This is a genomic window from Marinarcus sediminis (SeqCode), assembly GCF_048571275.1.
GTDB classification, from domain to species: domain Bacteria; phylum Campylobacterota; class Campylobacteria; order Campylobacterales; family Arcobacteraceae; genus Marinarcus; species Marinarcus sediminis.
In genome coordinates, this window is sequence record NZ_CP182357.1 from 2544507 (window position 1) to 2558125 (window position 13619).

Consider the following 13619-nt stretch of genomic DNA (forward strand, 5'->3'; position numbering starts at 1 on the left):
TATACCGAAACAAAACTTAGGTTTAGTTGGTATTATATTTTTTAAAACCGTATGGTGTATTTTTCAATAACGTTGTGTTAAATTGCACTTGATTCGCTCTGATTGGATTGCTTATGAGGTCTGATTTTTGATTCTCATACAAATAATTAATTCCAATGAGTGTTGAATAATTCACCCAGTTATAGACAATATCAGAATCCAATAAGGTAATCAACTCTTCCAATTTGGGTTTTGTTTTTTCAATAGAGTTTGCCACGATAAAATCTTTTCTGTCCAAATATTGTGTCAAAGATACAATCAAAGGGGTGTAATTTAGCTGCGTTGAAAGAATCACATAAGGGGTTGCTTCTTGTGCTCTTAATTGCGATAAGAGTATTGAACTTTTAATAATTGTTGTATGCAAGAATAAAGTTGCATCTTCAATTTTAGGGTTAGTTACAATGGTTTTATAATCATTTCGTACTCTGTCAATTTTTGTGTTTAAAATAATATTGCTGTGTTGTTGCAGAATAATCTCTTTAAGTTTATCTCCCAACAATGAATCTTCGTAAAATATGGCATTTTTCCCATTACTCAGTGTTAGGAGTTTTTCCATCTGTCTTTCATAATCAATACCCCCATACGTAATATTTGAGTATTGTAAAGCCGACTCTTTTATATTAATTAAAGGCATATAAATTGTTAAATTATCCAATCCACTCATTTGGTTTAAAAAGGGCAAACTGTCTTCTGTAAAAAGAAGAATAACTTTTTTATATTTTTTCTCAAAGAGTGAAGCCATTGCCGCTTTAATGCTCGCTTTATCTTCATCGTATGAATCAATCACATCAAGTGCAAACTCTTTATTTTGATACAGCATATATGAAATTGTTGTATTAATGGCACCCGTTGCATACTTACCGACGACTTTAGAGGGAAAAACAATGGCCACTCTTTGTTTTGAATCTAAAAAAGAGAAAGGTTTTTGAGTGACAGGGGCATGATCAAAACGCATCTCTTGAGTATACTTTTCACTTGGCGCTTGCATGTAAACACTTTGTTGTTGTGCACAACCAATAAAAATAAATGATATCACTAGGATTAATAAATACTGTTTCACATTTTCTCCATAATAGATTTTATCTTCAGCATATCGTGAAATGCTTCTTTTTTTGCCGAAGGATTTCTTAATAAATAACTGGGATGATAAATAGGAATTAAATCAATTCCACCGTATTGAATTACCTTCCCTCTTGCTAACTCAATGCTTGTTTTATCGTTTGTAAAATATTCATAGGTACTCTCCCCTAAAACGACAATGAGTTTTGGGTTGATTATCTCTATCTCTTTTTGAATGTAAGGTTTACAACTGCTTATCTCACCATGCGTAGGAATCTTTTTTAATGCTGTTTTACATTTTATAATATTGGTAAAATAGAGCTCCTTATGATTGATCATAAGGACATTTTCAATCATCTTAATCAACAACTCTCCACTTTTACCTACTAATATTTTACCACTTATCTCATCTAAAATAGAAGGCGTATCATCAATAAACATAACTTTTGATGATGGATTTCCTTGAGAGAAAAGCGTTTGAACCCTATACTTAGAGTATTCACATAAATTACAATTTTCAACAAGTGATTGTAAAGAAGTTAAATTTTGAGGCAAATCAAAATGATTTTCATCTGAAACTTCTAATTTTAAAGGGGAGGTATACTCATATCCAAAAAGTTCCAATGAGTTATAATACTTTAAAATTTTATCTTTTGTTGCTTTTATCATACACAAATTGTACAAAAAAAGTCCTTGAAATCTGTTTTGTTCCAATATCTTGAACAAAAATATCAATTTTACTTGACAATTGTTCCAATATATTATACAATTTTAAAATAAAGCGCTTAAGGTCAGATATGTATTCTCCCAGTCTCAGAAAATTAGAAAGTGATTTAGAGGTCAATAAAACGACTCTGCATAATTGGAAAAAATCAAGGCCAAAATTGTATGAATTCATTATTGAATCCTATAAAGACAAAGCGTTACTAAAAGAGACATTAGAACTGATGTATGACCAAAAAAAGCTACTTGAAGAGGAGATAAATTTAACACAAAAAAGAGTCTCTTATTAGTTAGATTTATGGAACTTGCATTTGTTTATATACTTTTTAAAAGTGCGCGAGTATAAGTAGGTATAAGTTCCATAAATGTAAATATGAATTTATCTTTTTTGTTCAAATACCATAGTAACAGAAGAGGAAAAAAAGTCAATGAGTTTTTTACTGGCATCATTAAGCTCTTTTGAACAACTCAAACAAAGCAAATTAACATTTCCATTAGATGTTTCATAATAGTGAATGTATTGATCATTGATACGTTGACTTGTTTTAGATTTTAATACCGCTTGAATCTCTTCTAAAAGCTTTTTATCCAATTGATTCAAAACATTTTCTCCCACATAAGGAAGGTACTCGCCTACGGCTGCAAGCAGAATATATTTATCATGAGAGAGTTGAATATTTAAAACATTTTGAGTATCACACATCGGACGTAAGTTATCTAAAAGATTGTTCAATGAAGTTTGAGAAAATTGTATTAAAAAATCAATGCCTAAAATGGGTGAACTTTTCGTAGAAACAGAAGTCTCCTCTTTTGTTCTCTCTTCCATAACTTTTAAATCTTTATAATTACGCAAAGAAGCAATCACTGTTGTGTAGAGCTTTTCAGCGGTCAGTTCTGTTTTTTCTTTATAATCATTGATGTCATATTGATCAATGACTTCACGTTGAGGAGCATGTCCTGGCTGACCCGTTCGTATAACAATTCGTACAAGTTTATTCTTAAGCTCTTCTCGTACATACTCCACATACTCTAATCCTGCATTGTCCTCTTCCATTACAACGTCAAGTAAGATTAATGCAATATCAGGATTTTCCAATAAAAGTTGGCGGGCTTGGACAGCACTGTACGCACTTAAAAATTGAAGCTTTTTATTCTCAAATGTGATGCCATGTAAAACGGTATTGGTTATGCTGTGAACGCTCTCTTCATCATCAACAATGAGAACTTTCCAAACGTCTTTTAAAAGAGGCTCTTTAACTTTGTGTGCAAATTTCATCGGGTTAGAATTGTTCATCATTCATCCTTACTGTATTTAAAAGTTATAGGCTTATATTATATGGTTGTCATCAAATATAATTTTTTCTCTTCCTGTTTTTTTGGCTTCATACATTAAATTATCAGCAACTTTAACCGCTTCATCATAGGTAGTATACTTTTCTCTGTAAGCAACACCTGCTGAAAATTTTATTTTAAATTTCAAATCATTAAATATGAAATTATTCTCTTCAATCACTTTTTTAATTCGTTTGGCATATTTTTTTACGTCGTCAACATGGTCATATTTAATTAACGATACAAACTCTTCTCCGCCATATCGTACAACCAAATCACCATCTCGGGTTAAAACATTTAACATGCTGGCAAATGTTTTCAAAATCACATCCCCACAACTGTGTCCATGTGTATCATTAATAGACTTAAAATGGTCAATATCAATAAAAACGATGGCATAATTATTAGAAAAAAGTTCATATTGACTCTCGATTTTTTCTATCTCAGTATCGTATGCTCTTCGGTTTAAAACGCCTGTTAAGAAATCGATATTATTCTCTTTTTTAATTTCACTCAAATCGGTTTGCAGTTTAATAATATACTCTTGCATTTGTGAAAATTGCGTTTTATTTTCAACCAATTGTTCTTGGCTGTTTCTTAAATTGTGTCCCAGTTCATAAATGGTATCAACTAAACTGTTTTGCAGAAGAAAAAGTTCTCGTTTGGACGTTGAAGACAGATGCAATTCATCCAATTCACTTTTGATTTTATTAATTTCAGACAATGAATTTCCACTTTCTATGAGTGCTTTATCGAAATATTTTCCCATCAATTTGGTCAATTTAACAATATCTTCTGTTTTGTCTTTGATGACTTTTCTGTCCAATTTAATTCTTTGGTGAGAAATATCTTTTAATTTATCAACAATCTCTTTTGAAGAGATATGAATGGGATTTGTTTTAATGGTTTTGATGGTTTTTTTAATTTCAGAATCTATTTGATGATTGATTGATGGCGCAATCATCTCAGCTAAATTCTCAAGAAAATACTCTAAATCATAATTTGGAGATTTTTTCTCTGCTTTGAGTAACTCTTTGGATAATTCATAAAATGTATCAATTTTTTTATGTTGTAAAGTGGGATATTTTGTGTATAATTTTTTGAGTATCTCTTCTAATTCTTTAAATTCAGAAATTTGACTTTTAAATTCTTTGGCTTGGTTACTGAATTCTTTTGCATATGCATTGGGAGTTGCATACATATTTTTTTGTCGTAATGCCCTAAGAGTTGACTTAATAATATCTAATAAATTATGGGTTTCCATTAACACTCTTTACAAATAGTTATGGTATTTTGCCGTAATCTCTTTTAACAAATAATTAAAATAACAAAAACAATTTACATATTTATAAATTGCTTTTATTATTGTTACTTATATCTATGGGTAATTCTTCCCTTGTCCAATGAATAAGGTGTAATTTCTACTTTTACTTTGTCACTAGGTAAAATTTTAATATAGTGCATTCTCATTTTACCCGAGATATGACATAAAACTACATGACCATTGTCTAATTCGACTCTAAACATTGCATTAGGTAAAGCTTCAATCACTTTGCCGTCAATTACAATTACATCATCTTTTGCCACATTTTTTCCTTTAATTTACTTCCGTTAAAATTACTGCTTTTCCGTCTATTACAGCAACTGTATGTTCATAATGGCTTGTTCGTAAACCGTCTTTTGAAACAACATCCCAGTCATTTTCTAATATCACTGGTTCATGATCTTTTTGACAAATCATTGGTTCTAAACAAAATACCATACCATTTTTAATTTTTGGACCCGCTTTAACATTTGGTGTTTCAATGTAGTTAGGAATTTCAGGCTCACAGTGAGGTCTTCTTCCTATTCCATGTCCACAAAATCGCGTTAAAGGTACATATCCTCTGGCTCGTATAAAATCTTCAATCGCTTTAGATAACTCTTTAAATCTCATGCCTTCATAAATAGAATCTATGGCATAATATAAAGAGTCTTTTGCACAAGCAATCAAATCTTCATCTTCTTTTGAAATTTGTCCAATTGGCATTGTAATAGCTGCATCACCATACCAACCCTCAATTTCACTTCCAATATCTAATCCAAGGATATCGCCCTCTTTTAAAACAGTATTACTTGGTATTCCGTGAATAATAACTTCATTTAAAGATGTACAAATTGCGTTTGGAAAGCCGTATAAACCTTTAAAAGATGGTCTTGCATTTAAAGAGTGCAAAATTTTTTCACCCATTTGGTCAACTTCAAGTAAAGTCATTCCAGGTTTAACATTTTGTTTTAAGTAGTCTAAAGTCTTCGCAACAGCAAGACCTGCTGTACGAAGTTTTTCAATTTCATTTGGTTTTCTTAATGGTATTGCCATAAGTTTTATAGACCAACTGCACTTAATGTTTCATATTTATTCATATATTGTTGAGCTTCAATTTTTCTCATTGTGTCAATAGCAACTTGAACAACGATTAAAACCGCAACCCCACCAAAATAGAATGGCACGCCCATAGACTTAACAATAAGCCAAGGAACGGTAGAAATAGCAGCTAAATAGAGTGCTCCCCACAAAGTAAGTCTTCCAGCAACATCATTTAAGAAACCTGCTGTACTCTCACCTGGTCTGACACCCGGAATAAATCCACCTTGTTTTTTAAGGTTTTCAGAAATATCTTTTGCATTAAACGTAATTGATGCATAAAAGAATGCAAAAAAGACGACAAATAAGAACATTAAGATATTAAAAGTATATGAACTTGGGCTCACAAAGTCTGCAATGGCCATTAATATTTTGTTTTGACTCCCTTGTAAGATAGTCGCAGGAAACATTAAAATAGCACTGGCAAAAATGGCTGGAATAACTCCAGATAAGTTCACTTTGATTGGAATATAGTTCATTACTCTTTTGTTTTGATTTTGCATCATCACTTTTCTTGAGTAAGAGACCGGTACTCTTCTTTCCCCTAACTCAACATATATAATTGCTCCAACAGTTGCTAAAACAACAATTAAAATAACAATAACGGTTAAGAAGTTCATTTGTCCATTATTAACCAATTCAATCGTACCACCAATTGCTGCTGGAATTGCCGAAACAATACCTGCGAAAATAATTAATGAAATACCATTTCCTATCCCTTTTTGTGTGATTTGTTCACCAATCCACATTAAAAGCATAGTTCCAGTTAACATTGAAATTGCAGAAACGGCTACAAATGTATCCATATCTATTGAGATAGCTGTTTGCCCATTTTGTCCTGTTAAAGAGTTAAGACCCATTGAAACACCCACTGCTTGAATCAGTGTAATAACAACAGTAGTATATCGGATGATTTGCATATATTTTTGCATCCCATCTCTCTCTTTTTTCATTTTACCAAGACCTGGGAATGTAGCAGCTAGAAGTTCCATAATAATAGAAGCAGTGATATAAGGCATGATACCTAAAGAAATGATACTCAATCGTGAGATTGCATTTCCACTAAACATATTCACTAATCCTAGTGCATTGTTTGAATTTGAGTCGAAAAACTCTTTGACAACATCAATGTTTACACCGGGTACTGGCACATATGCCAGTAACCTGTATAAAAAGATGAAGCCTAATGTAATAAGAATCTTATTTATTAGATCTTTACTCATCTTAGTTTCCAGTAGTTGTTACGTTTTCGTCTTTAATTTTAGAAGCTAAATCTTTTGCAGCTGCACCAATTAATTTAACTTTTACAACTGATTTAGATAATTTATATACTGACTTGATTGACTCAAGTGTAATTTCTCCAAGCTCTGCAACTTGTGAAACTTTATCTACGTTAATAGAGTATGGTTTCACATTTCTTGAAAAGAATCCAACTTTAGGAAGTCTTTTTTGGATTGGCATTTGCCCTCCCTCAAAACCTCTTTTAATTTTGTATCCAGATCTGGCTTTTTGACCTTTATTACCTTTTCCAGCAGTTTTACCTGTACCACTTCCTTGACCTCGACCAAGTCGTTTAATGTTTTTACCACTTCCCTCTGCAGGTTGTAAGTTTTCTAATGCCATACTCTATCCTTTAATTCTAGCTAATGCTTCAACAGTAGCTTGTACAAGGTTATTTGGATTATTTGAACCAAGTGACTTAGCGATAATATCTTTTACTCCTGAAAGCTCAAGAACTGGTCTAGCAGCTCCTCCCGCGATCAATCCTGTCCCTTGTGAAGCAGGTTTAAGTAAAATTTTACTTGAATTGTATTTGTGTTCAATATCATGAGCAATTGTAGTTCCTTTAATAGAAACACTTACTAAGCTTTTAAATGCATCATCTAAAGCTTTTTTAATTGCATCAGGAACCTCTTTTGCTTTACCCGTTCCAAATCCCACAGTTCCATTCTTGTCACCAACAACAACTAAGGCAGTAAATCTAAATCTTCTACCACCTTTTACAACTTTTGTTACTCTACCGATTTTAACGATTGCTTCTTGAAAATCTTCTCTATTAACTGCCATCATTAACCCTTATAATTTGATACCGTTATCTCTTAGTGCATCAGCAAACGCTGCAATCACACCGTGATAAAGGTAACCATTTCTATCAAATACTACTGCTTCAATTTTTGCTGCTTTTAAGCTCTCTGCGAAAGCGGCACCAACTTTAGTTGCATTTTCTTTGTTAACATTTAAGTTTAAAGCTTTTGAGTTAACAGATGCTAATGTAACACCTTCAACGTCATTAATTGCTTGTGCACTTAAGTACTTGTTAGATTTAAAAATTGTTACTCTTGGCAACAATGCTGTACCAGCAATTTTTCCTCTAACTCTTCTTTTTCTTTTAATTCTTAATGAATTCTTTTTTGCTAAATCTTTTGCTCTACTCATTACTCACACCTTACTTTTTAGCGGTTTTTCCGGCTTTTCTGATGATAACTTCATCAGTATATTTAACACCTTTACCTTTGTAAGGTTCTGGTTTTCTAAAGCCTCGAATGATTGCAGCAGTTTGACCAACTTGTTGTTTGTCTGCACCTATAACGTTTACAATGTTTTTTTCTACAGTAATTTCAATTCCAGCAGGAATTTCAAAATTAATAGGATGAGAGTAACCAAGTTGCAACTCTAAAACATTTCCTTTTACAGCAGCTCTGTAACCAACACCATTGATTTCTAAAGATTTTTTAAACCCTTGATCTAAACCAAAAATTGCATTGCTTGTTAAAGCTCTGTATGTTCCCCAGAATGCTGAAGATTGTTTATCTTCACCAATTCTAGTAAATACCACGTTTCCGTCTGTAACTTCTACATCAACTCTACCATGAGTAGGGATAACTGAAGATTTATTACCTTTTTTAACGATAACAGTTGTTCCATCAAGAGTAACTTCAATTCCTTTTGGAATAGCTACTGGTTGTTTTCCAATTCTAGACATTAATTACTCCTACCATACAGTACATAAAACTTCACCACCAACTTTAGCAGCGAAAGCTTCATCATTAGAAATAACACCTTTATTCGTGCTCACAATGATTGTACCGTATCCATTTTTAAAAGATTTTAGCTCAGTAGCTGGTTTATAAACTCTTCTACCTGGGCTTGAAACTCTTTTAATTTCATTAATAACTGATTTCTCAGCGTCATCATATTTCAATGTTACTTGAATTGTTTTTTTGTTGTTTTTTCCATCGATAACTTTGAAGCTATCGATATACTCTTTTTGTTCTAAAACATTAAGTACACCAACAACTGTGTTAGAATGTAATAACGTTGCAACTTCTAATTTTCTCATTGCAGCATTTCTAATTCTTGTCAAAGCATCTGCGATTATATCATTCATCATAGCTTTTTATCTCCTACCAACTGGCTTTTCTAACACCCGGTAATAAACCTTCGTTAGCCATCTTTCTTAGACACACTCTACAAAGACCAAAATCTTTATAAACTGAGTGTGGTCTACCACAAACTGAACATCTTGTATAAGCTCTAACAGCGAACTTTGGAGTTCGTTGTTGTTTAGCGATCATAGATTTCTTTGCCATTACGCTCTTCCTTTTGTAAATGGAATTCCAACAAGCTCTAATAATCTAAACGCTTCTTTGTCAGAATCAGTACTTGTAGTAATTGAAATATTCATACCATGAGTTTTAATGATATCATCATAAACAACTTCTGGGAACATTAATTGCTCATCAAGACCAAAGTTAAAGTTTCCTCTACCATCAAATCCATTTCTGTCTAGACCGTTAAAATCTTTTACTCTTGGAAGTGCGATTGAACAAAGTTTATCTACAAAGTTATACATTGTTTCACCTCTAAGTGTTACTTTAACACCTACAGGCATACCTTCTCTTACTTTAAAACCAGCAACTGATTTTTTAGCAATGATTTGAATTGCTCTTTGACCCGCAATTAATGAGATAGTATCTTGAATGTTTTGCATCAATTTAGTATCTTTCATTGCTTCACCAGCACCAACAGAGATAACTACTTTTTCTAACTTAGCAGTTAACATTGCATTTTTTGCGAACTCTGCTTGTAAAGCTGGTTTGATTTCTGCATTATATCTTTCGTATAGTCTAGCTGCCATCTTATTCACCTTCTACTTTTGCTACATTAGAGATATCAATTGGCATCTCTTTGTTTACAAATCCACCATCAGGGTTTTTATCTTGATCAGGTTTAACAGTTTTTTTAGCTACTTTACAATCTTTAACGATTACTTTTCCTTTTGAAGGAAGAACAGCTAAAACTTCTCCAGTTTTACCTTTGTCGTCACCGGCAATAATTTTTACAGTATCACCTTTTTTAATTTTAAATTTAACTGCCATATTACAATACCTCCGGAGCAAGTGAAACAATTTTCATGAAGTTTTTATATCGAACTTCTCTTGCAACAGGTCCAAAAATTCTTGTTCCTACTGGTTCTCTTTTAGCATCAAGAATAACTGCTGCATTGTCGTCAAATCTGATTAAAGATCCATTTTCTCTTTGGATTTCTTTATGAGTTCTAACAACTACGGCTTTTACTACTTGACCTTTTTTAACTTTTCCAGTTGGAATAGCTTTTTTAACTGAAGCAACAATAACATCACCAACTGATGCATATCTTCTTTTAGATCCACCTAAAACTTTGATACACATGATCTCTTTTGCACCAGTGTTATCAGCTACATTTAATCGTGTAAAACTTTGAATCATTATTTAACTCCTGTAGCTACAATATTCTTTAATCTGAAAGATTTTGTTTTAGATAAAGGTCTACATTCAACTGCTGTTACAGTATCACCTTCATTTAATTCGTTTCTTTCGTCATGTACTAAATATTTCTTAAATCTCTTAACAGTCTTATGGTATTTTGGGTGTAAAACTTGTCTTGTAACTAATACAGAAACCGTTTTATCTCCAGATCTTTTTACCACTACACCTTGAATCTCTCTTTTATGCGTACTCATATCATAGATCCTTAGTTAGCTTTTGCAGCAGTGATAGCTGTTTGAATTCTAGCGATGTCTTTAGTACACACTTTTAATTCAGAAGTATTTGTCAACTGCATAGTTTTTAGCTTAGCTTTTAATTCAAAAAGTAGCACCTTTTTCTCTTTTAACAATTCGTTAAGCTCTTGTAAGCTTTTTTCGTTAATATCAATATATTTCATTTTCACTATCTTTTGTTACAATTTTAGTTTTAAATGGAAGTTTATGCATAGCTAATGTAAGAGCTTCTCTTGAAAGTTCTTCACCTACACCTGCCATCTCAAAACAAATTCTACCTGGCTTGATATTCATTACCCATTTATCAACTCCACCTTTACCTTTACCCATTCTTGTTTCTAATGGTTTAGCAGTAAGTGGTTTGTCAGGGAATACCATAATCCAAACTTTTGCTTGTCTTTTAACTTTTCTAGTCATAGCAATCCTTGCGGCTTCTATTTGTCTAGAGTCAATTCTTCCGTGTTCTAAAGCTTTGATACCGTAATCACCGTAAGCAAGAGAGTTTCCGCATGTAGCTTTACCTCTGTTTCGGCCTTTCATTTGCTTTCTGTATTTTGTTCTTTTAGGCATTAACATAATTATTTACCTCTTTTCTTAGTTGGTCTTCTTTTTGGTTTAGAAGCTTCAGCTTTTTCAGTTGGAATACCTTTAGCAAGTACTTCACCTTTGAAAATCCAAACTTTAATACCAATACAACCATAAGTAGTATGAGCTTCAGCAAAACCGTAATCGATTCTTGCTCTTAATGTATGTAAAGGAACTCTTCCTTCTAAATACCACTCAGTTCTTGCCATTTCAGCTCCACCAAGTCTTCCAGAAACAGAAACTTTAATACCTTTAGCTCCACCTTTAAGAGCATTTTGCATAACTCTTTTCATAGCTCTTCTAAATGCAACTCGTCTCTCTAATTGTTGAGCAACGTTTTCAGCAGAAAGTTGACCAGATAATTGTGGTTTTCTCTCTTCTTTAATATTAACAGCAACTTCTTTACCTACTAATTTAGTTAAAGAGTCTTTTAATTTTTCAACGTCTGCCCCTTTTTTACCAATGATGATACCAGGTCTAGCAGCAACAACAGTGATTCTTACTTTTTTAGCAGTTCTCTCTATAATTGTTTGAGCAATTCCAGCATAGTATAATTCTTTTTTAACGAATTTTCTAATTTTGTCATCTTCAGCAATGTTTGCAGGCATTTTATTAAAACTTGGAAACCATCTTGACTCCCAGTTTCTGTTGATACCTAATCTTAAACCTATTGGATTAACTTTTTGACCCATTACTTCTCTCCTTTAGCTGCAGCTGCAACTTCAATCATGATGTGTGCAGTAGGCTTATGCTTTGGTGAAGCAGAACCTCTAGCTCTTGGAGTAAATCTCTTAAGAACTGGACCTTTGTCAACTCTTGCACTAGTAATAACAGCTTCTTCTGGCTCTAAACCTGAATTCGCTACTGCTGAAGCGATTACTTTTGAAATAACACCAGCAGCTTTGTTTGGAGTGAATTCTAAAGATGCAATAGCATACTCAGCGTTCATACCTTGAACTTCTCTAGCAATTAATCTTGCTTTTGTTGGAGAAAGTCTAATAAATCTTAATATTGCTTTACCCATAATTATCCTACCTTCTTCTGAACAGAACCTTTATGTCCCTTAAAAGTTCTAGTTGGTGCGAATTCACCTAATTTGTATCCAACGTGATTTTCTGTAATATTTACAGGAACAAAGTTTCTTCCATTGTGCACAGTGAATGTTAATCCGATCATGTCTGGTAATACAGTTGATCTTCTTGACCAAGTTTTAATTGGTTTTTTATCGTTAGATTCAACCGCTTTTAAAACTTTTTTCATTAGGTGTTTGTCTACAAATGGACCTTTTTTTATTGATCTTGCCATCTTAAACCCTTACTTCTTTCTTCTTGAAATGATTAATTTATCACTAGCTTGTTTTTTTCTAGTTTTATAACCTTTAGTTGGCATACCCCATGGCGTAACTGGATGTCTACCCGAGTTAGTTTTACCTTCACCACCACCGTGTGGGTGATCAACAGGGTTCATTGCAGAACCTCTCGTTTGAGGTCTAATACCTAAATGTCTGCTTCTTCCAGCTTTTCCTACTACCATGTTAGAGAAATCTTCATTTCCTACAATACCAATAGTTGCCATACAAACACCAAGAATTTTTCTCATCTCACCTGAAGGAAGTCTCATAATTACATATTTGTCTTCTCTACCCATAATTTGAGCATATCCACCAGCAGATCTAGCGATTTGACCGCCTTTACCTGGTTTCATTTCGATGTTGTGAACCATAGTTCCTACAGGAATACTCATAAGTCTCATTGCATTACCTGGTAAAATATCTAAACCAGCTTCAGCAGCACACACTTTTGCACCAACTTTTAAACCACTTGGTTGTAAGATATATCTTTTATCACCATCACTGTATGTGATTAAACAAATTCTACAGTTTCTGTATGGATCATATTCAACTGTTGAAACAGTTCCCTCTACACCCAATTTATTTCTTTTGAAATCAATCAATCTGTATAATTTTTTTGCACCTGCTTCTTTGTGTCTAGAAGTAATTCTACCGTTATTATTTCTACCCGCTGCTGCTTTAACTCTTACAAGTAAAGATTTAACGGTTGGTTTAGAAGTAATATCAGAAGTATCCATAACAGACATGAATCTTCTAGCAGGAGTTATTGGTCTAAATTTTTTAATTGCCATTCTTTACTCCTTAAGCTGAAAGGTTCGCTATTTCAGCGCCCTCAGGTAACGTTACATAAAACTTTTTAAAGTCAGCTCTTTTTCCAGGTCTACCTTTAAATCTTTTTACTTTACCACTTTGTCTTAATGAGTTTACTTTTGAAGGTGTTACTCCAAAATACTCTTTAAACACTTCTTTTAAACTGTTCTTAGTCATTCTAGGACTTGTTTGAACAACAATCACACCGCTTTCTTGAAGCTCAATTGTTTTTTCTGTATATAATATTGCTTTAATATCTGTAATATCAGCCATT

Annotated in this window: 25 protein-coding genes; 1 reads left to right on the forward strand and 24 read right to left on the reverse strand. The window is 32.9% G+C overall.

Translation table 11 applies throughout. The features are described 5' to 3' along the window. Positions 1 to 22 precede the first annotated feature (22 nt). Together ACNI3C_RS12635 and ACNI3C_RS12640 are read right to left on the reverse strand one after the other, a co-directional pair. Positions 23 to 1099 carry a hypothetical protein gene (locus ACNI3C_RS12635; protein ID WP_419770167.1) on the reverse strand — a complete coding sequence of 359 codons (1077 nt, stop codon included), beginning with the start codon at positions 1097 to 1099 and terminating at the stop codon, positions 23 to 25. Continuing rightward, positions 1096 to 1782 carry a uracil-DNA glycosylase gene (locus ACNI3C_RS12640; protein ID WP_419770168.1) on the reverse strand — a complete coding sequence of 229 codons (687 nt, stop codon included), beginning with the start codon at positions 1780 to 1782 and terminating at the stop codon, positions 1096 to 1098. Before ACNI3C_RS12640 ends, ACNI3C_RS12635 begins: the two co-directional genes overlap by 4 nt. 113 nt (positions 1783 to 1895) lie before the next feature. On the opposite strand from ACNI3C_RS12640, the gene ACNI3C_RS12645 reads away from it, so the two are divergent. Next, a complete protein-coding gene (locus ACNI3C_RS12645) occupies positions 1896 to 2111 on the forward strand; it encodes a hypothetical protein (RefSeq protein WP_419770169.1) in 216 nt (71 codons plus the stop codon). Between the two features lie 89 nt (positions 2112 to 2200). Here ACNI3C_RS12645 and ACNI3C_RS12650 read toward each other — a convergent pair whose 3' ends face one another. The 22 genes from ACNI3C_RS12650 to ACNI3C_RS12755 form a co-directional block, all read right to left on the reverse strand. After that, positions 2201 to 3115 carry a DUF3369 domain-containing protein gene (locus ACNI3C_RS12650; RefSeq protein ID WP_419770170.1) on the reverse strand — a complete coding sequence of 305 codons (915 nt, stop codon included), beginning with the start codon at positions 3113 to 3115 and terminating at the stop codon, positions 2201 to 2203. A gap of 33 nt (positions 3116 to 3148) precedes the next feature. Next, positions 3149 to 4417: a GGDEF domain-containing protein gene (locus tag ACNI3C_RS12655; RefSeq protein WP_419770171.1), complete on the reverse strand. Its 1269-nt coding sequence runs from the start codon at positions 4415 to 4417 to the stop codon at positions 3149 to 3151. 104 nt (positions 4418 to 4521) lie between these two features. Then, a complete protein-coding gene (gene infA / locus ACNI3C_RS12660) occupies positions 4522 to 4740 on the reverse strand; it encodes a translation initiation factor IF-1 (RefSeq protein ID WP_128994851.1) in 219 nt (72 codons plus the stop codon). A gap of 10 nt (positions 4741 to 4750) precedes the next feature. Next, positions 4751 to 5512, reverse strand: coding sequence for a type I methionyl aminopeptidase (gene map / locus ACNI3C_RS12665; protein ID WP_419770172.1), 762 nt, complete (start codon positions 5510 to 5512; stop codon positions 4751 to 4753). A gap of 5 nt (positions 5513 to 5517) precedes the next feature. Then, on the reverse strand, positions 5518 to 6780 hold the full coding sequence (secY, locus tag ACNI3C_RS12670; protein ID WP_419770173.1) for a preprotein translocase subunit SecY: 1263 nt from the start codon (positions 6778 to 6780) through the stop codon (positions 5518 to 5520). 1 nt (position 6781) lies between these two features. Next, on the reverse strand, positions 6782 to 7180 hold the full coding sequence (gene rplO / locus ACNI3C_RS12675; protein ID WP_419770174.1) for a 50S ribosomal protein L15: 399 nt from the start codon (positions 7178 to 7180) through the stop codon (positions 6782 to 6784). A 3-nt stretch (positions 7181 to 7183) separates the two neighbouring features. Further along, positions 7184 to 7624, reverse strand: a complete 441-nt coding sequence (gene rpsE, locus ACNI3C_RS12680) for a 30S ribosomal protein S5 (RefSeq protein ID WP_419770175.1) — start codon at positions 7622 to 7624, stop codon at positions 7184 to 7186. 9 nt (positions 7625 to 7633) lie between these two features. Then, complete coding sequence (rplR, locus tag ACNI3C_RS12685) at positions 7634 to 7993, reverse strand: 50S ribosomal protein L18 (RefSeq protein ID WP_419770176.1); 360 nt, start codon at positions 7991 to 7993, stop codon at positions 7634 to 7636. 10 nt (positions 7994 to 8003) lie between these two features. Then, positions 8004 to 8540, reverse strand: coding sequence for a 50S ribosomal protein L6 (gene rplF / locus ACNI3C_RS12690; protein ID WP_419770177.1), 537 nt, complete (start codon positions 8538 to 8540; stop codon positions 8004 to 8006). Positions 8541 to 8549: 9 nt separating this feature from the next. Further along, positions 8550 to 8948: a 30S ribosomal protein S8 gene (gene rpsH / locus ACNI3C_RS12695; RefSeq protein ID WP_419770178.1), complete on the reverse strand. Its 399-nt coding sequence runs from the start codon at positions 8946 to 8948 to the stop codon at positions 8550 to 8552. Between the two features lie 13 nt (positions 8949 to 8961). Next, a complete protein-coding gene (locus ACNI3C_RS12700; RefSeq protein ID WP_024776091.1) occupies positions 8962 to 9147 on the reverse strand; it encodes a type Z 30S ribosomal protein S14 in 186 nt (61 codons plus the stop codon). Next, positions 9147 to 9695, reverse strand: coding sequence for a 50S ribosomal protein L5 (gene rplE / locus ACNI3C_RS12705; protein ID WP_419770179.1), 549 nt, complete (start codon positions 9693 to 9695; stop codon positions 9147 to 9149). Before rplE ends, ACNI3C_RS12700 begins: the two co-directional genes overlap by 1 nt. A gap of 1 nt (position 9696) precedes the next feature. Next, positions 9697 to 9936: a 50S ribosomal protein L24 gene (rplX, locus tag ACNI3C_RS12710; protein ID WP_419770180.1), complete on the reverse strand. Its 240-nt coding sequence runs from the start codon at positions 9934 to 9936 to the stop codon at positions 9697 to 9699. A gap of 1 nt (position 9937) precedes the next feature. Next, positions 9938 to 10306 (reverse strand): 50S ribosomal protein L14, encoded by a 369-nt coding sequence (rplN, locus tag ACNI3C_RS12715; protein WP_419770181.1) that lies wholly within the window; start codon positions 10304 to 10306, stop codon positions 9938 to 9940. Beyond that, on the reverse strand, positions 10306 to 10560 hold the full coding sequence (gene rpsQ, locus ACNI3C_RS12720) for a 30S ribosomal protein S17 (protein WP_419770182.1): 255 nt from the start codon (positions 10558 to 10560) through the stop codon (positions 10306 to 10308). Before rpsQ ends, rplN begins: the two co-directional genes overlap by 1 nt. Positions 10561 to 10571: 11 nt before the next feature. Continuing rightward, positions 10572 to 10763, reverse strand: coding sequence for a 50S ribosomal protein L29 (gene rpmC, locus ACNI3C_RS12725; RefSeq protein WP_419770183.1), 192 nt, complete (start codon positions 10761 to 10763; stop codon positions 10572 to 10574). Further along, the gene (gene rplP, locus ACNI3C_RS12730) at positions 10750 to 11175 is read right to left on the reverse strand and encodes a 50S ribosomal protein L16 (protein WP_419770184.1); all 426 of its coding nucleotides are present in this window, start codon (positions 11173 to 11175) and stop codon (positions 10750 to 10752) included. Before rplP ends, rpmC begins: the two co-directional genes overlap by 14 nt. 2 nt (positions 11176 to 11177) lie before the next feature. Then, positions 11178 to 11876, reverse strand: a complete 699-nt coding sequence (rpsC, locus tag ACNI3C_RS12735; RefSeq protein WP_419770185.1) for a 30S ribosomal protein S3 — start codon at positions 11874 to 11876, stop codon at positions 11178 to 11180. Then, positions 11876 to 12208, reverse strand: a complete 333-nt coding sequence (gene rplV, locus ACNI3C_RS12740) for a 50S ribosomal protein L22 (RefSeq protein ID WP_419770186.1) — start codon at positions 12206 to 12208, stop codon at positions 11876 to 11878. The genes rpsC and rplV overlap by 1 nt, the downstream gene beginning before the upstream one ends. A gap of 2 nt (positions 12209 to 12210) precedes the next feature. Beyond that, a complete protein-coding gene (rpsS, locus tag ACNI3C_RS12745; RefSeq protein ID WP_419770187.1) occupies positions 12211 to 12489 on the reverse strand; it encodes a 30S ribosomal protein S19 in 279 nt (92 codons plus the stop codon). A 9-nt stretch (positions 12490 to 12498) separates the two neighbouring features. After that, positions 12499 to 13326 (reverse strand): 50S ribosomal protein L2, encoded by an 828-nt coding sequence (gene rplB, locus ACNI3C_RS12750; RefSeq protein ID WP_419770188.1) that lies wholly within the window; start codon positions 13324 to 13326, stop codon positions 12499 to 12501. Positions 13327 to 13336: 10 nt separating this feature from the next. Continuing rightward, positions 13337 to 13618, reverse strand: coding sequence for a 50S ribosomal protein L23 (locus ACNI3C_RS12755; RefSeq protein ID WP_419770189.1), 282 nt, complete (start codon positions 13616 to 13618; stop codon positions 13337 to 13339). Position 13619 lies beyond the last annotated feature (1 nt).